Source organism: Geobacter sp. AOG1 (genome assembly GCF_019972315.1).
GTDB lineage: Bacteria > Desulfobacterota > Desulfuromonadia > Geobacterales > Geobacteraceae > Geomobilimonas.
The window spans coordinates 2,077,947-2,101,416 of the sequence record NZ_BLIZ01000001.1 but is presented as its reverse complement, the minus strand read 5'-3'; the positions used below and the strand labels follow the sequence as shown (position 1 = coordinate 2,101,416).

Genomic DNA, 23,470 nt, shown 5'->3' with positions numbered 1-23,470 from the left:
CAAAGAGTAGAGAAGAAGGAAGGTATGTTGATGCATCGAAGGGAACAAAATACAACGGATCCATACTGGTCGAATTGGCGAGTTCAGGCGGAAGGGATGATGGTGGTAAAGGTTGTCCCTTCTCCCTCGACGCTCCGCACCATGATCCGCCCCCCCATCAGTTCCACGATGGTCCGAGTGATGAAGAGACCGAGGCCGGTCCCCTCACCGGCAGCCTTGGTGGAATAGAACGGCTCGAAAATACGCGGCAGCACCGCCGGTACGATCCCCGGTCCGGTATCTGCGATCTGCGCCTCCACCGAACCGTCCGGAGCAATGGCGGTCCGCACCAGCAGCGTCCCACCCTGCTCCATCGCCTGCAGGGCATTCATCACCAGGTTGATAAAAACCTGCTTCAGGCGGTTCCCATCGGCAGCCACGGAGGGAAGATGGAAATCCAGCTCCTCGACGACCGTGATGGAGCGTTTCTGCGCCTCGTATTTTAGGAACGTCATCACCTCCCGGAGCACCTGGTTGATGTCGGCATCCCGTCCGGCGTCATCATCACGACGGGCAAAGGTCAGGAGCCCCTTGGTGAACTGGGAGAGGCGCTGGGCCTCCTGATCGATCCGTTCCACCATCTCCCGGACGAACTCCGGCAGCTCCTCTTCGCGCATGATCATCTGGGCAGCGGAGACAATCACCGAGAGGGGGGTGTTGAGCTCGTGGATCATCCCTGCGGCCAGTTGGCCGATCTCCGCCATCTTTTCGCTGAAGGCGAGCTGCTCCAGCAGCTCCTCCGGGATAGGGCCACCATCGTTCACGTATTTGGCAAGGGGATGGCTCATCAGCATTTCCTGTCCTGGCTACGGTGTAGTGCCGGAATACTCGGCACAATACTTTTCACCCGATACATCACAGGCATAAGCTGTGCCATAAAGATATGCCATTGAATTCATTGCTTTTCCATAAAAAAACCGGAAGTTGCATGACGATTATTGCCCAATTAACAGGCAACAAATGCCCATGAATAGGGCACTACACCAAACAGAAAAGCCGCCCCTAGGGACGGCTTTTCTGTAGTTACAAACCTGCAGCCGGTGATCAGTTGTAGGCACTCTCGGAATGCTGGGTCTGGTCGAGCCCCATGATCTCGTCTTCCTTTTCCACCCGCAGGCCGATGGTCTTGTCGAGAACAAAAGAGATGACGAGGGTGACGATGAAGGCGTAGGCACCGGCAGCAACTACGGCGATCACCTGAGTCATGAACTGTTTCATGTCGCCCGCCAGGAGCCCCTTGGCACCTACGGTGGCAAATACGCCGGTTGCAAGGGCACCGAAGGTACCACCAACACCGTGAACACCAAAGGCGTCGAGGGAGTCGTCATATTTCAGCTTGGCTTTGAGCATGATCCCGCCGTAGCAGACGAGACCGGCGGCGACCCCCATGATGAGAGCGGCACCGGGCTGCACGAAACCGGCTGCTGGCGTGATCACGACCAACCCTGCCACGACGCCGGAACCGAAACCGAGAGCGGAGGGTTTGCCGGAATGCATCCATTCGGCGATCATCCAGGAAAGGCCGGCAGCGGCTGGCGCTATGGTGGTGGTTGCGAAGGCGAGACCGGCAAGCCCTCCAGCCGCATCGGAGCAATTGGCGCCAACAATGGCGGAACCCGCATTGAAGCCGAACCAGCCGAACCAGAGCATCCCGACGCCGAGCATGGTCAGGGGGAGGCTGTGGGGAGCCATACGTTCATGGGGGAAACCATGCCGCTTGCCGAGGAACACGAGGAAGGCGAGCGCCGAGATACCGGAGGAAAGGTGAACGACCGTGCCGCCGGCGAAGTCGAGGGCCCCTTTCTTGAAGAGCCAGCCATCGGTCATCCAGACCCAGTGGGCCAGAGGATCATAGACCAGGGTGGTCCAGAGAAGAACGAAGACACAGTAGGCGGAAAACTTCACCCGCTCGGCCAGGGCACCGGAGATGAGGGCGACGGTGATCATGGCGAACATCGCCTGGTACATCGCGAATACCAGTTCGGGTATGGAACCGGGCTCGGTGGATACGTTCTGGAACAGGGCATAGACCGGATTGCCGTCCTTGCCGAAGGTGATGAGGCCGTTGAGCATCATCTTGGAAAAGTTACCGATCAGGCCACCAACCGCATCGGGACCGAAGGAGAGCGAGTAGCCGATCACCGCCCACTGCACACCGACGATACCCATGGCGACAAAGGAGTGCATCATGGTGGAAAGGACGTTTTTGCCGCGGACCATGCCGCCATAGAAGAAGGCCAGGCCGGGGATCATGAACAGAACGAGCGCCGAGGAAACCAGCATCCAGGCAGTATCACCGGTGTTGAGCACCGGATCGACGTTTTTCGGCTTGGGAGCCTCGGCAGGGGCCGCCGTGACAGGAGCGGCAGCCGGCGCAGAAGCGTCAACGGATGGGGCGGTCACAGCCGATGCGGCGGCGGGAGCCGCCGGAGCCTTGGTCTCTTCCGCAAGGACCGCCACCGGGACCAGCAGGGTGCTGACGGCCAGCAACAGTTTTATCAATGTGAGTCGAGCTTTCATACAATAACCTCCACTTTGAGCTTGTTGGATAATTCCTTGTTAAATGGCCTCAGTGCCCTTTTCACCCGTTCTGATCCGAACGGCCTCATCAAGGGGAAGGATGAATATTTTGCCGTCCCCGATCCGGCCGGTCTTGGCAGTGTTCTCGATGGTTTCCACCACCTTGGCCACCAGTTCGTCGGCCACGGCTATCTCCAATTTCACTTTGGGAATGAAATCCACCACGTACTCTGCACCCCGGTAAAGTTCGGTATGCCCCTTCTGGCGACCGAAACCCTTCACCTCGCAGACCGTGATCCCTTCGATGCCGATTTCATTGAGAGCGTCCTTCACCTCGTCCAGCTTGAACGGTTTTATGATTGCCTCTATAAGCTTCATTGCTTGCCTCCCGGTTGAGTTGTGACAGGTTTGATTTCATGCTGCTGTAAAGGATGAGAGCATCGGCCGTGCCAATCTGTAAATACCAATAATTACGGACTATTATAAACCGTTGCTTTCCTATTTCAATCTATCTGTCGCGTTTATGAACCTTTGCATGCTTACTAATTAAGCAGTTTCAGGTCAGGGGAAGTTGATGTCCAGCTGGGTAGTAAAGGTGTTGTTACCGGCCAGCGCCTTCTCTTTATAGATGTCATAGGCAAAGATCACGGAGACGTTCTTGGAAAACGCCCAGGAGAAACCGAGGTTCAACGCGCCGTCCACGTTGTTTCCCCCCATGTAGTCGACCGCCATCCAGAGCTTGTCGGAGATCTCGCTCATGGTCCGGTCCCAGGAGAGGAGGACGCCGTCGTTCGCGGCTTTATTGAAATTGTTCGCATCCACCAGGGCGCCCTTGGCACCGCGATAGTAGCCGGCGGATATCCTGCCGAGGGAGGGAATCTTGCCCATTTCGGGGAGGGTCTTGGCGATCAGCGCATAGGCGATGTTCTGTCCTGAGACGATTCCCGGGGCGTTAGCTCCCTGGGACGGTCCAACGTTGTACATACCGACCGCAATGGCCGGGGAATATTTGAAGATGGAGTCTTCAGGGGTGCCGATCTTGAAGTTTCCGCTGAACGGATGGTTGTCGTTCGGATCGTTGGCGATGGCGAGGTAGTCGAAGCCGACTTCCATCTGCACTTTATCGAAGGGGAGGATGCCGACGGTCGGACCGATGTCCATGACGTTGGCGTCCCGGGTAGCGCTGGTGGCTTTCGGAACCCCGGAGGCGCGGAAGTAGTTGTCGATACCGAGGTGGACCACTTTGTAGGGCTGGATATCGGTGGACGGGATCCAAATCTGGGTGGAGGGGGTCGCGAGAGCAACACCGGTGGTTGCCACGAACAGCGCCATTGCCATGCCTGCGATTCTTGTCATCTTCGTCATCTCTTACTCCTTTGTAATGTATTTTTTCCTGCATGAATCACTAACAAAAAAGGCGCCTCCACCCCCTGAGAGGGGGGTGAAAGGCGCCTTTGCCTTTACGAATCCAGTTTATGCGCACGTCATCGTGCGTATCAGCTGCGAACCTTTTAGCACAAGCCGTGCCAGCTGATTCATGAAATACATATCCGGTGTGATCCCGGAACGTTAGCTAAAAACCTACGACCGGCAGGGGACAACAGAAAAGGGGGTAACGGTCCCGTTCCCCCCTCGTTCTGACTATAAATTGTGCAGCTGGTTACGTCATCATCAGCCGGCAACGTGTGCCACGCTCCCCATCGCGCCGGTCAGCCGAGGGGACGGAACGCCGAAGCCTTTATGGCCGCATAGAGCTCCCCGCCTGGCCGGATATCGAGTTCAACAGCCGCCTCGTGCACCACTTCGGCGATGAGTCGGTCACCGCCGCATTCCAGCTCCACCCCCGTCTTGCCGCCGCTCTCGAAGGTAGTGACGACGCGCCCCTTGAGCAGGTTGCGGGCGCTGATCGCCTCGGGGTGCTGCTTGAAAAGAATGATATCCCGGGACGACAGTTCGTAGAGGCCGGCCTCGCTCTTCGGTGCCGCCGAAATGAATAGCTGCCGATCGCCCCACACAAAGGTGTGCAGGCCATTGCTCACCGCCGGCCGGCCGAGGCGAAGAAGGTTGATGTACCCAACCTGCCCCAGTCCCATCCGCCGACGCGCCAGTTCGTCCGCATTTCCCTGCTCCACCAGGCGCCCCTTGTCGAACATGAGGACCGTATCGGTCATGAGCCGCATCTCCAAAAGGGAGTGGGAGATGAAGAGAAAGGGGATGCCGAACCGGCCGCAGACCCCGGTCAGGTACGGAATGATCTGGAACTTCAGGGCGTCGTCCAGTGCCGAGAGAGGTTCATCCATGACGAGGAGCCGGGGGCTGGCCAATACCGCCCGGCCGATGGCAACCCGTTGCTGCTCCCCGCCGGACAGGTTGTTCACGCCGCGGTCCAGGAGCCCTTCCAGTTTCAGCACCTGCACGAGCGGCTCGAATTCCACCCGGCGGTGCTGGGGGGCGCAGCGCCGGTAGCCGTAAAGGAGGTTGTTTCGGACGGAGAGATGGGGGAACAGGCTCGGCTGCTGGAAGACCATGGCGATCCGGCGCCGCTCAGTGGGAATGGCGACACCCGCACTCCGGCTGTAGAGGGTCTCCCCATCGAGGCAGATGGTTCCGTCATCCGGTTCCACCAGCCCGGCAAGCATCCCGATCAGCGTCGACTTGCCGCTCCCCGACTCGCCGAAGATGCCCACCCGGTCCCCTTTCACGCTGAAATCTGCGTCCAGGCGAAACGGGCCATAACTTTTGCTCACCCCCATCTGCAATTCCATGTCAGTCTCTCCTCGCCAGTTTCCTGCCGAAATGCTCGTGCAGGAAGAGAACCAGCAGGGAAAGAACGATGGCCGTCATGCAGAGCGCGAGGGCCATCCGCTCCCCACCCGGCGAGCTGGCATAGTCGAAAATCGCAAGGGGAATGGTCTGGGTGACGCCGGGGATGTTACCCGCCACGATGATGGTGGCGCCGAACTCCCCCAGGCTGCGGGCAAACATGAGGGATGAGCCGGCCAGTATCCCCTGGAGGGAGAGAGGGACGATGACGGTGAAAAGGGTGTCGTACCAGCGGGCCCCCAGGGTCCGGGAGGCATGGATGAGCCGCTGGTCGATGGACTCCATCCCGATCCGGATCGACCTGACCAAGAGCGGAAAACCGACCACCGCCGAAGCCACCACCGCCGCCTGCCAGGTGAAGATGAGCCTGATCCCCGCCTGGGCCAGCAGATGGCCGAGCCAGCCGTTTTTCCCCAGAAGGAGCAGGAGCAGATAACCGATCACCACCGGCGGCAAGGTGAGGGGGAGGTTCACGGCAACCTCCAGCAGCACCTTCCCCCGGAACCGGCGAAATGTCATGACGTAGGCCATGGCAAAGCCAAAGGGGAGCGACACCAGGGTCGCCACCAGGGCGACTCTGGCCGATAAGCCTATGGCATCCAGGTCTGTGGGGGAGAAAATGGACACGTGCGCTATTCCTGTCCCAGGATAAAACCGTAGCGGGCAAGAACCTTCCGTGCCGAGGCAGACTGGAGATACCGGTAAAAGGCCACCGCATCCTTCTTCTGCGCACCAGCCGGGGTCAGTCCCATGGGATAGGTGACCGGAGGATAGAGTCCCTGGGGGACGGTGAACATGATGTGAGCCCGCTTTGCCAGGAGTGCGTCGGTTTTGTAGACAAAGGCGCCGTCCACTTCACCCCGTTCGGCGTACATGAGGCATGCGCGCACGTCTTTGGCCATGACCAGCCTGTTGGTAAGTTGTGGAGCCAGGAAGGCGTGTTCCAGGGCTTTCATGGCGTATTCGCCGGCCGGCACACTCTTCGGGCTGCCAATGGCGATTCTCTTCAGTTTCGGCAGGTCCTGCATCCCGTTTACTTTCACATGACCATCGCCGACGAACACCAGCACATTCCTGGCAAAAATACCGATGCTGGCCTTGTCAATAAGCTTCTTGCCATCCAGGTAATCCAGCCAGTCCTGGCTGGCGGAAATGAAGATATCCGCCGGAGCGCCGTTTTCGGTCTGCATGGCCAGCGCCCCTGACCCACCGAAGTTTCTGAGTATCTTCACACCGGTGTGGGTCCTGGTGTACCCATCCCCCAGTTCGTTAAGCACTTCCTTCAGACTTGCCGCCGCAAACAGGCTGATTTCTCCCGCGGCGGCCATGCCAGGAAGCACGGCAAGGGCAAAACAAAGGACACCCGCGAGCACTGCACGCTTCATAATCACCCTCCCCTCCCGGCCATAGACGTTCCCTGATCCGGTGAACCACGAGGTTTTATAGCACAGTACCAGGCCAAATGCAAAAAAACGGACGGCACTCCCAGGTTCCCACTGCCAGTCTCCCTTTTCCCCCCATGGCGGGGATGCCTCATTCCACCTCCCGAACGCCGATGTTGTCCAGCATCCGGGCGATGGCCAGCTTCTCCCGCCGGCTGAAAAGCACCCCGGCAGTCTGCTCACCGTCCCGCAGGGTTGTGTCGTAGATGATGATTTCCCTCTGGGTTAGATTTTCCATAGTTACCTCCCTCGAAACGACAAGGCCCCCACATGCCAATGCACGCGGAGCCCCGTTGCCCTGAATCCCAGTTACCGTTTTTCATCAAGCACATGCCGAGCCAGCCCACTGAATGGCATACCGCAGGTAGATTGGCGACGGCATGCGACGTTTCTGCCTTCTTCTTAGGCAACCCTTGCCTCTGCCATGGGAGATCAAGAGACCCTGCAACCCGACATAACCGATACAAGCACCTCTTTGACACGTTCTTGATGCCGTTCCCCTCTGTTTTGAGCCCGTCTTTACGGTATTTCGGATAGAGTGATATTGAGAGAAACACCAGAGCGGAGGTATTGTTATGAAAATCTATCTTTTCAACCCCGACACCGGCGCTTACCTGGGAGAAGACTTTGCCGACGAGACACCCCATCGTGGTGTCTTCGCGCCGCCTCCCGCCTCAACGACTATAGCTCCCCCACAGGTCGGACCGGACCAGATACCGGTCTTCAAGACCGTTGAGCAGCGCTGGGAAGTTTGCGGTATAAGCTGCCTGACGCCTGTCATCCCTTCATTGAAGCAGTTTTGATACGTGGTAAAGTTTACCAGCGAACGCCGACAAGCGAGGCTGAATCATGAACATGTATGAATGGGTGGAAATAATTTTCTTTTTCGTCGTCCTGTTGGTCCTGGTCAAGCCGTTGGGCATCTTCATGGCCAGGGTCTACCAGGGGGAACGGACCTTTCTGTCGCCCCTCCTCGCCCCCGGCGAGAATCTCCTCTACCGGATCTGCGGGGTGGAGAAGGACGATGAGATGGACTGGAAGCGCTATGCCTGGGCCATGGTCCTCTTCAACCTGGTCCTCTTCGTGGCGCTCTTCGCCATCCTGATGCTGCAGCACCTCCTTCCACTCAACCCGCAAAAGTTCCCGGCCTTTTCCTGGCAACTGGCGCTCAACACGGCGATCAGCTTCGTCACCAACACCAACTGGCAGGCTTACAGCGGTGAGACGGCCGCCAGCTACTTCACCCAGATGGTAGGGCTCGCGGTGCACAACTTCGTCTCTGCGGCCACGGGGATGGCCATCGTGATTGCGCTGATCCGCGGCTTCGCGCGGCGCAAGACCTCGATGCTGGGGAACTTCTGGGTGGACATGACCCGCGGCACCCTCTACATTCTCTTGCCGCTGTCCCTCATCGGCGCCATTTTCCTGGTCTCCCAGGGGGTGATCCAGAACTTCAGCGCCTACAAGACAGTGCCGCTCGTGCAGGCAATCACGTATGACAAACCGAAGCTGGACGACAAGGGGAACCCGCTCAAAGATGCCAAGGGAAACCCGGTCACCGAGAGCGTGACGGCGAAGGAGGTCACCATACCCATGGGGCCGGTCGCCTCCCAGGAGGTGATCAAGGAGTTGGGGACCAACGGCGGTGGCTTCTTCAACGCCAACTCGGCCCATCCCTTTGAAAATCCGACCCCCCTTTCCCATTTTTTGGAGATCCTCCTGATCCTCCTGATCCCCGGCGCCCTCACCTACACCTTCGGCGTCATGGTGGGTAACCCGCGGCAGGGATGGGCGCTCCTGGGGGTAATGCTCCTCCTGTTGATCGCTTCCTTCGCCGTACTGCAGGGAGTCGAGGTAAGCGGCAATCCGCTTTTGGCCAAACTGGGGGTGCAGGGAGCCAACCTGGAGGGGAAGGAGCTCCGCTTCAGCCTCGCCGGCACCAATCTCTTTACGGTGGCCACCACCGGCACCTCCTGCGGTGCGGTGGCCGCCATGCACGACTCTCTCACCCCCATGGGGGGCATGATCCCGCTCTCCCTTATACTCCTCGGGGAAATCGTCTTCGGCGGGGTCGGCTCCGGTCTTTACACCATGCTCGCCTTCGCGGTTATAGCGGTCTTTGTCTCCGGCCTCATGATCGGGCGGACACCGGAGTACCTGGGGAAGAAGATCGAAGTGCGGGAGATGTGGATGTCGATCATTACGATACTCACCGCCGGGATCGTGGTTCTGATCCTTTCGGGAATCGCCATGATCACCCCACCCGCCGCGGCATCCATGGCCAACCCTGGTGCCCATGGCCTTTCGGAGGTACTCTACGCCTTCGCATCCATGGCCAACAACAACGGCAGTGCGTTTGCGGGTCTGAATGCCAACGTCAACTTCTATAACATTCTCGGCTCCCTCGCCATGATACTCGGTCGTTACGTGCCGGCGGTGGCGGTGCTCGCCATGGCCGGGTCGCTGGCGGAGAAGAAGTACGTCCCCCCCAGCTTGGGGACCCTCCCGACTGACAAGGTGCCGTTTGCCCTCTGGCTGACGCTGGTGATCCTGATCGTAGGCGCCTTGACCTTTTTCCCGGCCCTCTCCCTGGGACCGATCGTCGAACAGTTGACCATGTTGGGAGGTAAATAAAAATGTCGAAACATGCACCCGAACCGATTTCCATGTTCGACGCACGGATCATGGGACCCGCCCTGCTCGATTCCTTCAAGAAGCTCGACCCCCGCATTCTCTGGCGCAACCCGGTCATGTTCTGCGTGGAGATCGCCAGCGCCATCACCCTGGTGACCTTCGGCATGTCGCTCACCGGAGCGAACCGGGAACCTGCCTGGTTTACCGGCACCGTCTCCGTCTGGCTCTGGCTGACGGTCATCTTCGCCACCTTCGCCGAGGCACTGGCGGAAGGGCGCGGTAAGGCCCGTGCGGCCAGCTTGCGAAAGACCCGCACCGACGTGACGGCAAAACGTCTCAACAAGCCGAAATTCGGCAGCGACTACACCCTGGTCGGCGCAAACCAGCTCCGCAAGGATGACTATATCCTGGTTGAGGCGGGAGAGCTGATCGCGGGGGACGGTGACGTCATCGCCGGCGCGGCGCTGGTGAACGAAGCGGCGGTTACCGGAGAATCGGCACCGGTGGTGCGGGAGTCGGGTGGCGACCGGAGCGCTGTCACCGGCGGCACCACGGTCATCGCCAACGCCATCATCGTCAGGATCACCGCTAATCCAGGGGAGACCTTCCTCGACCGGATGATCTCCCTGATCGAAGGCGCCAAGCGGCGCAAGACCCCCAACGAGATAGCCCTGGAGGTGCTCCTCATCGCCCTGACTCTGGTCTTCCTGCTTGTCTGCGCCAATATCAGCCCCCTCTCCATCTACAGCGTCAAGGCCGCCGGCCAGGGAACGCCGGTATCACTCACCATCCTGGTAGCGCTCTTCGTCTGTCTGGCCCCCACCACCATCGCCGCGCTCCTCCCCGCCATCGGCATTGCCGGCATGGACCGGCTCTTCCAGAAGAACGTCATCGCCCTGTCGGGACGGGCCATCGAGGCAGCCGGGGACGTGAACGTGCTCCTGCTCGACAAGACCGGCACCATCACCCTGGGGAACCGTGAGGCGGTCGCCTTCGTCCCGGTGGGAGGGCACAGCGAACAGGAACTGGCCGAGGCTGCCCTGATGGCGTCGCTCACCGACGAAACTCCGGAAGGGCGAAGCGTCGTGGTGCTGGCGAAGCAGCAGTACGGCATGAAGCAGGAATCGCTCCTCCCCGATGCGGAAACCATCGCCTTCAGCGCCGACACCCGTCTATCCGGGGTCAATGCCGGGGGAAAGCAGTACCGCAAGGGGGCTGCCGACTCGACGGTCGCGTTCGTCAAAACCCTTGGCGCAAAGACCATCCCGAGCAACCTGGAGGACGTGGTAGACAAGATCGCCCGGGCCGGGGCAACGCCGTTGGTGGTCAGCTGCGATGCAGAAATCTTGGGGGTCATCAACCTGAAGGACATCGTCAAGGGGGGCATCCAGGAGCGATTCCAGCAGTTGCGCAGCATGGGGATCAAGACGATCATGATCACCGGCGACAATCCCTTGACCGCCGCCGCCATCGCCGCCGAGGCCCAGGTAGACGACTTCCTGGCCCAAGCCAAGCCCGAGGACAAGCTCCGTCTCATCAGGGAAAACCAGGAGGCCGGCTATATGGTTGCCATGACCGGCGATGGCACCAACGACGCCCCGGCCCTGGCCCAGGCGGACGTGGCGGTCGCCATGAACACAGGCACTCAGCCGGCCCGAGAGGCGGCCAACATCATCGACCTCGACTCGAACCCCACCAAGCTCCTAGATATCGTCGAAGTCGGAAAACAGATTCTCATGACCCGGGGGAACCTGACCACCTTCAGCATCTCCAACGACGTGGCCAAGTACTTCGCCATCATTCCGGCAATGCTGCTCTCCATCTATCCCCAACTGGGGTTGCTCAACATCATGCACCTGGCAACTCCGCTTAGTGCTATCCTGTCGGCAGTCATCTTCAACGCCGTCATTATCCCGCTCCTGGTGCCACTTGCCCTCAAGGGGACCAAGTTCCGCCCCATGCCAGCCGAGAAGCTCCTGATCCATAACCTCCTCATCTACGGGGTGGGTGGGATCATCGCGCCGTTCGTCGGGATCAAGGCGATCGATATGGTGGTGGGGATGTTTGTGTAACCGCATTTGTATGGAGGGACGGCATGCTGTCTCACCTCGAGAGGAACTAGCCATGAAAGAGATTCGTCCAGCTATTTTGATGTTAATCATGTTCTCCGCCATCTGCGGCGGTATCTATCCGGCCGTTGTCACCGGCATTTCCTATGCGATATTCCCGAAAGAAGCCAAGGGGAGCTTCATTACCGACAAAAGCGGGAAGGAGATAGGTTCGGCACTGATCGGCCAGCCATTTTCTGATCCGAAATATTTCTGGCCCCGCCCTTCAGCCGCCACCGATTTCGGCTATAACTCGATGGGCTCCGGCGGCTCCAATTCCGGCCCCACAAATCCCGATTACCTGAAGATGGTGGCCAGCAGGGTCAAGACTCTCCGCGACTCCGGTGTTTCCGGCCCGGTGCCGTCCGACCTGATACAGGCCTCGGCCAGCGGCCTCGATCCGCACATTACGCAGGAAGCTGCGAACGTACAGATTGCCCGGGTTGCCAAAGCCCGCGGGATGAGTGAAGAGAGGGTCACAAAGCTCGTCACGCAAGCCACCGAAGAACGTCGATTAAGTATATTTGGCGAGCCACGGGTGAATGTGTTAGTGTTGAACCTGAAGTTAGACGCCCTGAAGTGACTCCCTCCCCCAATGAACATCTCCGGGCATAGATAATGGTCACAAACGGCAATGACAAACGTCCCTCCCCTGAAGCCCTGCTCAAACTGGCCCAGGCCGAAGAAGCAGAGGTGGATCAGGGGCTGGGAAGACTCAAGATATTCCTCGGCTACGCCGCGGGTGTGGGGAAGACCTACGCCATGCTGGAAGCTGCGTGGCAGCGAAAGCTGGAGCACAGGGACGTGGTTGCGGCCTATGTGGAGTCCCATGGGCGGTTCGAGACCGATTCACTCCTTTCGTTTTCAGAGATCGAGATTATTCCGAAGGCCCAGGTCGAGTACATGGGAGTAACCCTCCCGGAAATGGACATCGATGCGGTGCTGGACAGAAGGCCGCAGATTGCCCTGGTGGATGAGCTTGCCCACACCAATGCCCCCGGCTCACGGCACGAAAAACGGTGGCAGGACGTGGAGGAGCTTCTGGCGGCCGGCATTGACGTCTATACCACGGTCAACGTCCAGCACTTTGAGAGCCTTAATGATGTGGTGGCGCAGATTACCGGCATTGTCGTCCGCGAGACCGTGCCCGACGGCCTGCTCGACCAGGCATTCGAGATACGCCTGGTAGATATCCCCCCGGAGGAGTTGCTGCAACGCCTGCACGAGGGAAAGGTCTATATCCCGGCTCAGGCTGCCCAGGCCACGGAGAAATTTTTCAAGCCAGGCAACCTGATGGCCCTGCGCGAACTGTCGATGCGCCGGGCAGCTTCCCGGGTGGACGACCAAATGCGGGCCTACATGGAGTCGCGTTCGATCGCCGGCCCATGGCCCACAGCGGAAAAGCTGCTGGTCTGTATCAGCGGCAGCCCTTTCAGCGAACAGTTGATCCGCACGACTCGCCGTCTGGCCGATGAAACGAAGTCCCGCTGGCACACGGTCTACATCGAAACTCCTGGCGGCGGCAGGCATCTTCGGGAAAACCGCGAGCAGGTCTGGCGTTATCTGCGCCTGGCGGAAAGCCTCGGGGCCGAGGTGACGACGCTGACCGGGACCAATGTTACCCAGGCCCTCATCGACTATGCCGTCAAGCACAATGTCACCAAGATAGTCGTCGGGAAGCCGACCAAGCCCCGCTGGCGGGAATTCCTGAGCCCGCCACTGGTTGACCGGATCATCCGGCTGAGTGGCACCATCGATGTCTATGTCGTCAGCATAGCTGAGGCTGCGAGAAAGCCCGCGTCGGGGATTGTGCTGCCAAGAAAGGCGGAACCCTGGCCTGGCTATATGAAAAGCCTGGTTCTGGTCATGGCAGCCTCGACAGTATGCGAACTGGTCCGTCCATTGCTTGCCCCGACCAACCTGGTCATGATTTACCTTCTGGCGGTGGTCCTGGCGGCCACGCGACTGGGGCTCAGGCCGGCAATACTCACCGCCTTTCTGAGCGTGATGGCCTTCGATTTTTTCTTCGTCCCCCCCCGCTTTACGTTCGCCGTCGCCGACACCCAATACCTGCTCACCTTCATAGCACTCTTTACCGTCGGTGTGGTCATCAGCACCCTGGTTTCCCAGGCCCGTGAGCGGGCCGAGGCGATAAGGGTGCGTGAAGTCCAGACGGCCAGCCTTTATTACCTGAGTAGAGACCTTGCCGCCGCCGTCAGCATTCAGTCCATCCTGGAGGCAATCCACAAGAACATCAGGGATAGCCTCGATGCGTGTGTGGCCATCCTCCTGGCGGAGGGGGAGCGCCTGGAAGTGAAGACTGCAAGCGAGCACTTACAGCTTGATATGAAAGAGCTTGCGGTAGCAGACTGGGCATTCCGGAACCATCAACCTGCCGGTCGCGGGACTGAAACGCTCGGTTCGGCCGACCTGCTCTATCTGCCGTTACAGACCACCGCAGGAGTTCTTGGCGTTCTGGGGGTAAAGCTGACGGACGATGCCGGTTATGGCTTCCCTGAGCAGCGTCGGCTTCTCCAGGCTTTTGCCGCACAGGCAACCCTGGCCATCGAGCGGGTGCAACTCGTCAAGCAGGCAGAACACGCCCAGATTCTCCAGGCCCGGGAGGGGCTGGAACGCGCCCTGCTCAACTCCATCTCTCATGATCTGCGGACCCCCTTGGTTACCATAACTGGGGCTTTGGACACCCTTATGGACAAGGGGTACAAGCTGGATGGCGAGGCCCGGAAAGAGCTTCTCGATACCGCCCGGGAAGAAGCGGAGCGTCTGAACCGGTTCGTGGGCAACCTGCTGGACATGACCCGTCTGGAGGCGGGGAGGGTCGATCTCCGGAAGGAACAGAGCGACATCCAGGACCTGGTCGGCTGTGCACTGGTGGCCCTCGACAAGCAGATCGGCACGAGAAACGTTGAAACGCATATCCCCGCCGACCTGCCACCGGTCAAGTTGGACATGGTCCTCATGACCCAGGTGATGGTGAATCTACTGGACAACGCATTGAAGTATTCGCCTCCCGATGCCGGTCTGGAGATCAATGCCCGGATGGATAAGGGAAAACTGACCCTGGAGGTCTGCGACCGTGGACCGGGCGTCCCCGTGCCCGACCTGAAGAGGGTCTTCGACAAATTCTACCGGATACCGGTTCCCGAGGGGGCCGGTGGGACCGGCCTAGGGCTTGCCATCTGCAAGGGGATCGTGGAGGCACATGGCGGGACGATCCGGGCGGAAAACCGGGCCACCGGGGGGCTCAGGGTGATAATTACCCTGCCGCTTTATTAAGCGTGAATTGGTGAGTCCAGTGCATCCCGTTGCGCTCAGGCTTCCCTCGTTCCGCCGCTGCAAGGCATATCTCGCGCCGGCCGGTCAACTCACCCTGAGAGGTTCAGACACGATCGGCCATCTCTGCACGATTTCGCATACAACAATTGGAGTTCAGGCACATTCGCACCAAGGGGCACGCTGCTCACACAGATTCAGCTTAAAGAGTCGGGGGTGATTTACATGGCAAATGAAAAGAATAGCGGCACTAACCTGCCACGCATCCTGATCGTTGACGATGAGGCGGCAATTCAGCGCTTCCTTCACACAGCCCTGGATACGGGTGAGTTTTCCATCCACCGGGCGGAGACCGGCCATGCCGCACTGGCTGCGGCCGTGGCGGTAAAACCGGACATCATCCTCCTCGATCTCGGCCTGCCGGACATGGACGGTGTAGAGGTGATTCGGCGGGTCAGGGAATGGTCCCAGGTGCCGATTATCGTGCTGTCGGTGCGAGAACGGGAAGACGACAAGGTAAAGGCCCTGGATGCCGGTGCCGACGACTATCTGACCAAGCCGTTCGGTGTTGCGGAACTGCTTGCACGGATGCGGGTTGCCCTGCGACGTTCCCTTCAGCAAGCCCCGGAACCGGTCTTCACGGTTGATGAACTGGAGGTCGACCTGGCGCGCCGGCGGGTTCTAGTGCACGGCGAAGATGTGCAGCTTACCCCGACCGAGTACGATCTCCTGCGTCTCCTGGTAATCCATGCAGGAAAAGTGATGACACACCGCCAGATCCTCAGGCAGATATGGGGAGTAGCCTACGTTGAACAACCTCACGTGCTGCGAGTAAATATTAGCAATCTGCGCCACAAGTTAGAGAGAGACCCTTCCCGACCGCGGTATATCCTGACCGAACCTGGCGTAGGGTATCGTCTGAAGGCCGAAACGTAGCGATGCGCTCCATCCATCTTAATGGAATCTTTACACCTTCCCCCCACATCTTGATACTTTCTTTATACTGGGCATATTACTCTTAGAGTTTGCGAACAAGTATTATTCGATAATTATGCAGCCGAGACCCGCTCAACGAAGAGCAGGTGCGGGGGACCCAAGTTTTTGGGGCGAATTTCAGTGACCTCCCAGCGTCGTGAGGAACCTGAAAAGGATACTTTCAAGTCCTAGCCCGTCAGCTAACCTCGTAGGCGTGTGGAAGGGCAAGTGACAGCGACTTCGAGCCGCCGGTCTTTGTGCCGGCGGCTTTTTTTCGTCATATGTTCATTGAAGCCACCCTGCCGCCCGGTTTGCAAAGAAAAATTCTCGCCGTATAGTTGCAGCACCGGGAGGCACCATGAACGCGAATGACCCTGTAGAAGAACAACCCGGCATCTTCGTCCGTATCTGGCGCGCCATCATCGGCGCCCCCAAACAGATCAAGGACCCCCATCTGTTCCACAAGATGTCCCTGATTCCGGTGCTCGCCTGGATCGGGCTCGGCGCCGACGGCCTGTCGTCATCCGCCTACGGCCCCGAAGAAGCCTTCCGGGCTTTGGGGTCGCATGCCTACCTCGCCGTCATGCTCGGGCTGGCCACGGCTTTGACGGTCTTCATCATCTCCTACGCCTATTCGAGGATCATCGAACACTTTCCCCACGGCGGCGGCGGATACATCGTCGCTACCCACATGCTCGGGGAGAAGGCGGGGGTCGTCTCCGGTAGCGCCCTCCTGGTGGACTACATACTGACCATCACCGTCTCCATCGCCGCCTGCGTCGACGCGGTGTTCAGCTACCTTCCCCTCGCCGCCGCCCACTACAAGGTCCCCTTCGCCTGTTTTCTTGCCCTTGTCCTCATCGTCCTCAACATCCGCGGGGTGAAGGAATCCATCACTGTCATGGCGCCGATCTTCATCGTCTTCGTGGTCACCCACCTCCTCATGCTGCTGGACGGAATCTTCACCCACACCGCCCGGTTCGCCCCGCTGGCAAGTGGTTTCCAGACCGGAATTCACCAGGATCTCTCCACCATAGGCTTCTTCGGCATTCTCCTCCTCTTCATGCGCGCCTACTCACTGGGGGGTGGGACCTATACGGGGATCGAGGCGGTCTCTAACGGCCTGCAGATCATGCGGGAGCCACGGGTGCAGACCGGCAAGCGGACTATGCTCTACATGGCCGGGTCCCTCGCCTTCACCGCCGGCGTACTGTTCCTTTGCTATGCCCTGCTCGATGTAAAGCCGGTGGAAGGAAAAACCCTCAACGCCGTCCTGGCCGACGGGCTTTTTGCGGACTGGCCTATGGGGGGGATGGTCGCGTTCATCACCATCTTCTCCGAAGGGGCACTGCTCCTTGTTGCGGCCCAGACCGGCTTCGTGGACGGCCCGCGGGTCATGGCCAACATGGCGGTTGACTCCTGGTTTCCCCACCGCTTCGCCGCCCTCTCCGAGCGGCTCACCATGCGTAACGGCATCGTGCTCATGGGGGCGGCCGCCATCGGCCTCCTCCTCTATACCCGCGGATCGGTGTCGGCCCTGGTGGTCATGTACTCCATCAACGTCTTCGTCACCTTCTCCCTCTCCCAACTGGGGATGTCCCGTTTCTTCCTCAAGCGGCGCCACGAAGACCCAAAATGGATGCAGCACCTCGCCGTCCACCTGGTGGGGCTGACCCTCTGCGTTACCATTCTCGTCATCACGACGGTGGAAAAATTTGCCGAAGGGGGATGGATGACCATTGTCATCACCTCGGTGGTGATCTACCTCTGCTACCTCATCAAAAACCATTACGTCAAGGTGCGCAAGGGGATTGCCCAACTGGACGAGACACTCCTCGATTTCCCCACGACCGGGCCGGTCAACGACGCCCCCCTCGACCCGAACGAAACCACCGCCATCCAGCTCGTCTCCGGCTACAGCGGCTTTGGCGTCCATACGCTGCTCTCCATCCTCACCACCTTCCCCAAGACCTACAAGAACATTATCTTCGTCTCGGTGGCGGTGATCGACTCCGGCTCCTTCAAGGGGGCGCAGGAGGTGGTAGCGCTGGAGGATTCGGTCAGGAAGGGGCTCGAACGGTATGTTGACCTGGCCCGCCGCCTCGGCTTCGCCGCCGACTACCGGATGGAGGTGGCGACCGATGTGGTTGAAAGCGCCATGCATCTCTGCAAAGAGATCGCCGGCGAATTCCCCCGCTCGACGGTCTTCACCGGTCAGCTTACCTTCCGGCTGGAAAAGTTCTACCACAAGATGCTCCACAACGAGACCGCCTTTGCCATCCAGCGCCGCCTCCAGTGGGACGGCATCACCACGGTCATCCTCCCCATCCGGGTCAGGGTCTGACAGCCCAGGAGGAAATATGTACAAAATGCTGGCACTGATGGTACTACTTTCGACTGTTGCCACACCTGCAAGCGCCGAAATGCTTTTCTACAGCAGGACTTCGGACTTTGTGGCCCAGTATGATGCATCGACTATAGAGGCAACCCGCCATGGGGACCTGAAGGTGCTGGTAAAAAAGGTCTATTCGGAGAAAGGGGAAGAGGCTCTCTTCAGGGAACTGGGGATCAGCGGGGTATCCAACATAGTGCAGACCTACCTACTCGACTGCGCTGAAGGTAGTTATTCCGTCGAGCAGACCACTGCATTTGACAGCAACGGCAACAAAATATTCACAGAAAAGAGTTCCCAACTGAAACGAAAGATTGCCCTGCAAGGTTCACCGGAAGATGCTCTGACCAAAGCGGTCTGCAAGAAGTAAGAAAGACTGGGGAGAGACCGCTTGGTCATTGCTGATCGGGACATCTTGTATCATGGTGGCTCGTTGGTTTTCTCTGTTCTCTTCTCAAGCTTTTCCAGCTCCTTAAGTAGCACCCCATTGTCCGGCACCCCCTGCTGGATGAACCGAACCATGCCTGTCTTGTCGATGACATAGGTGACCCGGCCGGGGGCATACTGTTTCCGTATCTCCCCCGCCTCGTCGGCTACGAGGGGGTACTGGAGGCCATTCTTCGTACTGAATTCCTCGTGGGTCGCAATGCTGTCGGGACTGACGCCCAGGACCTGGGCGTTGAGCTTTTCAAATTTTTCAAGATCCCTTTGAAAAGCCTGCATTTCCCCCGTTCAGACCGGGGTGAAATCGGCGAAGTAAAATACCAGCACCACATTCCACTTCCCCAGGTAGTCGGCCAACCGAATCGGCCCCTTCGTAGAAACAGCCTCGAACAGCGGGGCCTTTTCCCCCGCTTCCGGGGAGTGGGCGCCGATGCTCTCCAGGGCCACGAGCGCCGAGGTAAAGAGTCCCTTGACGACGGATTTGCGCATACCACCTCCGGAATATTTTTTTGAATGCTCATTAAGGGTATCACCCGTGGCGATAAAAACAATCAGCGTGGAGCGACAAGGCGGGCGATGCGGAGAAAATTGAGCAGTATCATATGGGAGGCTGCGTCGTACTCCGTCCGCCGGGCAGCGAAGTCGGACAGGAACTGTTCGGTACGTGCTGCCGTTGAAGGGCGCCAGCTGCTCCAGTCGGCGATGATCTGCCGGTCCACCTCGGGGTGGAACTGGGTGCCGTAGGCCACGGGGCCGTAACGAAACGCCTGACCGGGACAGGCGGGTGACGAAGCGAGATGGATTCCCCCTTCGGGAACGAGGAAGCTGTCATTGTGCCACTGGAAGCTCACGAACTCCCGCACCACCCCGGCGAACAGGGGGTCGCCCATCCCCTCTTCCGTGAGGGTGACCGGCAAGGTCCCCTTTTCGCGGTGGGGGGAGTTGTACGTGACCGTGGCGCCGAGCACGTCAGCCAGGAGTTGCCCCCCCAGGCAGATACCGAGGAACGGCACCTCCCGGGCCACCATCCCCGCGATGAAGCGCTTCACATCGTGGAGAAAGGGGTGACGGTCGGTGTCATGCACCCCCATGGCACCGCCGAGGACGATGGCAGCGGCCACACCTTCCGCCTCCGGCAGCATCTCCCCACGGTAGGGCTGAACGGTGCGGTACGGGACCGCCGACTCCTCCAGGTATCCGGCGTAGGTGCCGAGGGGAACTTCCGGGTCGTTCTGGACGACAATCAGCACGGGTATCTCCTCTGAAATCGGGACTATATCACCTATACGACATTACCAGCGAAAAAGGCGAACCGGCTGGTCCGCCCTTCTTCATTTCCGCATTCAGACTGCAACTTTTCACTATTCACCGAGATCTCACACCGGTCTGAGCCCTTCAGCCACGACTTCCGCGATGTCCCGCACCCTGGTCTGGCCCGCCTGCCGGTCCTTGAGCCCATCCTCGAACATGGTCATGCAGTAAGGGCAGGCGGTGCAGATGGTGTCCGGGCTCGAACGGAGCGCCTCGTCGACCCGGTTCAGGTTGATCCGCTCGCCGCTGTGCTCCTCCATCCACATCCGTCCCCCCCCCGCGCCGCAGCAGAAGGAGTTGGAACGGCTACGCTCCATCTCCAGCGGTGCCTGGCCGGTGGCGGAGTGGATAGCATGCCGGGGCGCCTCGTAAACGTCGTTGTGACGCCCCAGGTAGCAGGAGTCATGGAAGAGGACGCCCCCCAGATCGCTTACCTGCCGGTTCAGTTTCAGTCGGCCCGACGCCAGGAGCTGATCGAGCAACTCGCCGTGGTGGATCACCTCCAGTTCCAGACCGTACTGCCGGTAGTCGTTTTTCAGGGTCGAGAAGCAGTGGGGACACTGGACGATTACCTTGGTGATACCCTTCTCCCTGAAGAGCTGGACGTTCTCCTTCGCCATCTTGTCGAACACGAACTCGTTCCCCAACCGTCGGACGCTGTCGCCGCAGCACTTCTCTTCTTTCCCCAGGATCCCCCAGGAGACGCCAGCAGCGTCCAGGATGGTGGCCAGCGCCACGGTCACCTGCTTGCTCCGGGAGTCGAAGGTGCCGGCACAGCCGATGTAGAAGAGGTATTCCGTCACCCCTTTTTCGAACGGCTTGATCTCCATGGTGGAGCACCACTTGGTCCGCTCGGAAGGGGCGATCCCCCATGGGTTGGAGCGCTGCTCCATGTTCTCGAAGAGATTGAGCAACTCCTCGGGAAACCGACTTTCCATCTCCACCAGGTGCCGCCGCATCTTGACGATCTTCGGCATATGCTCGATAAGGACCGGACAGGCTTCCATGCAGGCGCCGCAGGTGGTGCAGGCCCAGATGGTCTCCTCCGTGCTGCTCCCCTCCCCCTCTTCGCCAATGAGCGGGATGACCGGCGCTCCCCCCTTCTGCAGGAGCGGACCGTTGGCAAGCAGGTTGGTCTTGATGGCATGGATCACCTGGCGGGGGTTGAGGGACTTGCCGGTGGTAGTCGCCGGGCAGGCGTTCTGGCAGCGGCCGCACTCAGTGCAGGAGAAGCTGTCGAACAGGTCTTTCCAGGTGAAGCTGTCCACCCTGTCCACGCCGAACTCCCCCCCCTTGACGAATTCCTCCCGTGGCTGGGTATTCGGTTTCTCCAGGGAGGCGAAGAAGCAATTGGGGATGGCGGTAAGGATGTGCATGTGCTTGCTGTGGGGAAGGAAACAGATGAAGGCCAGCAGGACGAGTGCATGGAGCCACCAGCAGAGCGAGGCAATGGGCACGAGGCTCTGGGCAAGGGGAGAATTTGACAGCATAGTGGCGAATAGGCTGGAGACCGGCATGAATGCGGCGGCAGGCTCGCTCCCCAGGGCGATCTCCGCCCCGTGCAGGCCGAGGGAGGCAAGCATGAGAAGGGCGATGAAGGCGAGGATGAGAAACCCCTCCACGCTCCGCGCCTTGACGTAGTCGGTACTCATGTATGCCGGCGGGAAGAAGATTCGGCGGGCAAAGGCGAGTAGGATGGCGAAGAGGGTCAGGATGGACACCACATCGAAGGCGAGCAGCAGGCCGTGGTAGAGGGGAGCGGGGAGGAGCGCCAGGGACAGGGTCGGAACGACCCCCTTGACGAGGAACTCGCCGTTGGCGAGGAGCAGGACCATGAAGGACCAGAAGATGACGAAGTGGTTGATGCCGAACGGTTTGGCCACCACCCGTTTCTGGCCGAAGGCATAGAGAAGCATCTCCCGGATCCTGACGTCGAGGCGCTGGAAGCGGTCCTCGGGCCGGCCAAGGGTCACGAGGCTGAAACGCCGGTAGCAGCTCCAGACGAAAAAGATGCCGGCGGCAATGAGCATGGGAGCGAATAGGGAGGGATTGGAAGCCATGAAAAACCTCGTATCTGGATTAGGGGCTAGGGACTGGGGGCTAGGGACTAGAGGCAAATCAACCCCTGGCCCCTAGTCACTGACTCCTAATCTAGCCCCTGACTTTCTGCTGTTTCAGTTCCTGCAGCCGCTTTGTTATGGCGGGGATGATCCTGAACAGGTCGCCGACGATGCCGTAGGTGGCCACTTCGAAGATGGGGGCATCCTTGTCCCGGTTGATGGCGATGACCACGTCCGAATCCTGCATCCCGACCAGGTGCTGGATGGCGCCGCTGATGCCGCAGGCGATGTATATCTTGGGACGCACCGTCTTCCCCGTCTGTCCCACCTGGCGCTCCTGGGGCATCCAGCCGGCATCGACGGCAGAGCGAGACGCCCCCACCACTCCCCCCAGTTCGTCCGCCAGGTCCTGGAGCATGGCAAAGTTCTCTTTCCCCATAAGACCCCGGCCCCCGGAGACGATGAAATCGGCCCCCGCCACGTCCACCTGGTCCTTTTTCCGGTCGCTGATGATCTCCAGCACCTTGACGAGGATGTCCTCCTCGGCCACCGGGCAGCTCTCCCGGACGATCTCGCCGCTCGCCCCTTCGATCCGCTCCGGCATGGGCATGACGTGGGGGCGGACGGTGGCCATCTGGGGGCGGAACTTGTCGCACATGATGGTGGCCATGATGTTGCCGCCGAAGGCGGGGCGGGTCTGCATGAGGTTTCGCTTGTCGTCGATGGCGAGCCCGGTGCAGTCGGCGGTGAGGCCGGTCCCGACGACGGTGGCAACGGCGCCGGCCAGGTCGCGGCCAAGGCCGGTAGCCCCCATGAGGATGACTTCGGGCTTGTAGGTGTCCACCAGGTGGCTTACCGCCTTGAGGTAGGCCTGGGTACGGTAGTAGCGAAACACGGGGGCGTCAATGAGGTAGGCCTTTTCCGCCCCGTGGGCGAAGGCTTCGCGGCAGAGGTGTTCCACATTTTCGCCGATGACGATGGCGGCGAGTTCCACATCGAGAGCCCTGGCCAGCTCTTTCCCCTTCCCTAACAGCTCCCAGGAAACCTTGGCCGGCTCCCCTTCCGTCTGCTCGACGAAGACCCAGACCCCCTTGTAGGCGGCAAGTGTTTTCGCCAGGGCGGCGGCTTCCTCGTCCACCTCCGGAACGTGGGCCTCCCCCTGCTTCATGATTTCGTCCAGGATCTTCTGTTCCTCGGGGGTGAAGAACATCTCGATGGCCTGGACCGGGCAGACCTTGACGCACTTGACGCAGCCGATGCATTTCTCGACGTCGATGATCGGCTCGCCCGCCTCGTTCATCTCGATGGCATCCACCGGGCAGGCACTCTGGCAGCGGGCGCCGCAGGCAATGCATTTCCCTTCCAGCAGGCACGCCTTGCCGCGGGGTTTCTTCAGCGGTTTCTTCGGTTCGGTCATGGATGGGTCCT

General features: G+C 59.8%; 19 protein-coding genes, 1 pseudogene and 1 riboswitch. Of the genes and pseudogenes, 8 read left to right on the top strand and 12 right to left on the bottom strand.

From position 1 onward, the window contains the following. Positions 1-83: 83 nt before the first annotated feature. The 8 genes and pseudogenes from LDN04_RS09695 to aksA all read right to left on the bottom strand — a co-directional run. Positions 84-827: a sensor histidine kinase gene (locus LDN04_RS09695; RefSeq protein WP_223909386.1), complete on the bottom strand. Its 744-nt coding sequence runs from the start codon at positions 825-827 to the stop codon at positions 84-86. A gap of 256 nt (positions 828-1,083) precedes the next feature. Then, positions 1,084-2,559: an ammonium transporter gene (locus LDN04_RS09690; RefSeq protein ID WP_223909384.1), complete on the bottom strand. Its 1,476-nt coding sequence runs from the start codon at positions 2,557-2,559 to the stop codon at positions 1,084-1,086. Between the two features lie 39 nt (positions 2,560-2,598). Next, positions 2,599-2,937, bottom strand: coding sequence for a P-II family nitrogen regulator (locus LDN04_RS09685; RefSeq protein WP_223909382.1), 339 nt, complete (start codon positions 2,935-2,937; stop codon positions 2,599-2,601). 183 nt (positions 2,938-3,120) lie between these two features. After that, complete coding sequence (locus tag LDN04_RS09680) at positions 3,121-3,924, bottom strand: hypothetical protein (protein ID WP_223909379.1); 804 nt, start codon at positions 3,922-3,924, stop codon at positions 3,121-3,123. A gap of 344 nt (positions 3,925-4,268) precedes the next feature. Next, entirely contained in the window at positions 4,269-5,324 is a 1,056-nt protein-coding gene (gene modC, locus LDN04_RS09675; RefSeq protein ID WP_223909368.1) for a molybdenum ABC transporter ATP-binding protein, read from the bottom strand. Position 5,325: 1 nt separating this feature from the next. Then, entirely contained in the window at positions 5,326-6,003 is a 678-nt protein-coding gene (gene modB, locus LDN04_RS09670; RefSeq protein WP_374045169.1) for a molybdate ABC transporter permease subunit, read from the bottom strand. A gap of 11 nt (positions 6,004-6,014) precedes the next feature. Next, positions 6,015-6,767: a molybdate ABC transporter substrate-binding protein gene (modA, locus tag LDN04_RS09665; RefSeq protein WP_223909363.1), complete on the bottom strand. Its 753-nt coding sequence runs from the start codon at positions 6,765-6,767 to the stop codon at positions 6,015-6,017. A gap of 151 nt (positions 6,768-6,918) precedes the next feature. Beyond that, a pseudogene (gene aksA, locus LDN04_RS09660) lies at positions 6,919-7,062 on the bottom strand (homoaconitate hydratase); the annotation flags it as partial. A gap of 337 nt (positions 7,063-7,399) precedes the next feature. Here aksA and LDN04_RS09655 point away from each other — a divergent pair. The 8 genes from LDN04_RS09655 to LDN04_RS09620 all read left to right on the top strand — a co-directional run bounded on the left by LDN04_RS09655 (position 7,400) and on the right by LDN04_RS09620 (position 18,597). Then, positions 7,400-7,627, top strand: a complete 228-nt coding sequence (locus LDN04_RS09655; RefSeq protein ID WP_223909360.1) for a hypothetical protein — start codon at positions 7,400-7,402, stop codon at positions 7,625-7,627. 46 nt (positions 7,628-7,673) lie between these two features. Continuing rightward, positions 7,674-9,458, top strand: a complete 1,785-nt coding sequence (kdpA, locus tag LDN04_RS09650) for a potassium-transporting ATPase subunit KdpA (RefSeq protein WP_223909358.1) — start codon at positions 7,674-7,676, stop codon at positions 9,456-9,458. 2 nt (positions 9,459-9,460) lie between these two features. Next, positions 9,461-11,530 (top strand): potassium-transporting ATPase subunit KdpB, encoded by a 2,070-nt coding sequence (gene kdpB, locus LDN04_RS09645; RefSeq protein WP_223909355.1) that lies wholly within the window; start codon positions 9,461-9,463, stop codon positions 11,528-11,530. A 52-nt stretch (positions 11,531-11,582) separates the two neighbouring features. Beyond that, positions 11,583-12,149 carry a potassium-transporting ATPase subunit KdpC gene (gene kdpC / locus LDN04_RS09640; protein WP_223909353.1) on the top strand — a complete coding sequence of 189 codons (567 nt, stop codon included), beginning with the start codon at positions 11,583-11,585 and terminating at the stop codon, positions 12,147-12,149. Between the two features lie 35 nt (positions 12,150-12,184). Continuing rightward, complete coding sequence (locus LDN04_RS09635; RefSeq protein WP_223909350.1) at positions 12,185-14,863, top strand: sensor histidine kinase KdpD; 2,679 nt, start codon at positions 12,185-12,187, stop codon at positions 14,861-14,863. Between the two features lie 222 nt (positions 14,864-15,085). Next, a complete protein-coding gene (locus LDN04_RS09630) occupies positions 15,086-15,796 on the top strand; it encodes a response regulator (protein ID WP_223909348.1) in 711 nt (236 codons plus the stop codon). 109 nt (positions 15,797-15,905) lie between these two features. Further along, a riboswitch (cyclic di-AMP (ydaO/yuaA leader) is annotated at positions 15,906-16,065 on the top strand. Positions 16,066-16,193: 128 nt separating this feature from the next. Next, the gene (locus LDN04_RS09625; protein ID WP_223909346.1) at positions 16,194-18,179 is read left to right on the top strand and encodes an APC family permease; all 1,986 of its coding nucleotides are present in this window, start codon (positions 16,194-16,196) and stop codon (positions 18,177-18,179) included. A 16-nt stretch (positions 18,180-18,195) separates the two neighbouring features. Continuing rightward, on the top strand, positions 18,196-18,597 hold the full coding sequence (locus LDN04_RS09620; protein WP_223909341.1) for a hypothetical protein: 402 nt from the start codon (positions 18,196-18,198) through the stop codon (positions 18,595-18,597). Between the two features lie 50 nt (positions 18,598-18,647). On the opposite strand, the gene LDN04_RS09615 is transcribed toward LDN04_RS09620, so the two are convergent. From LDN04_RS09615 to LDN04_RS09600, 4 genes are all read right to left on the bottom strand, one after another. After that, the gene (locus LDN04_RS09615) at positions 18,648-19,160 is read right to left on the bottom strand and encodes a peroxiredoxin (RefSeq protein ID WP_223909338.1); all 513 of its coding nucleotides are present in this window, start codon (positions 19,158-19,160) and stop codon (positions 18,648-18,650) included. Positions 19,161-19,222: 62 nt separating this feature from the next. Continuing rightward, complete coding sequence (locus LDN04_RS09610) at positions 19,223-19,921, bottom strand: type 1 glutamine amidotransferase (RefSeq protein WP_223909335.1); 699 nt, start codon at positions 19,919-19,921, stop codon at positions 19,223-19,225. Positions 19,922-20,047: 126 nt separating this feature from the next. Further along, the gene (locus tag LDN04_RS09605; RefSeq protein WP_223909332.1) at positions 20,048-22,042 is read right to left on the bottom strand and encodes a (Fe-S)-binding protein; all 1,995 of its coding nucleotides are present in this window, start codon (positions 22,040-22,042) and stop codon (positions 20,048-20,050) included. A 91-nt stretch (positions 22,043-22,133) separates the two neighbouring features. Continuing rightward, entirely contained in the window at positions 22,134-23,459 is a 1,326-nt protein-coding gene (locus LDN04_RS09600; protein ID WP_223909329.1) for an FAD-binding protein, read from the bottom strand. Between the last annotated feature and the right edge of the window lie 11 nt (positions 23,460-23,470).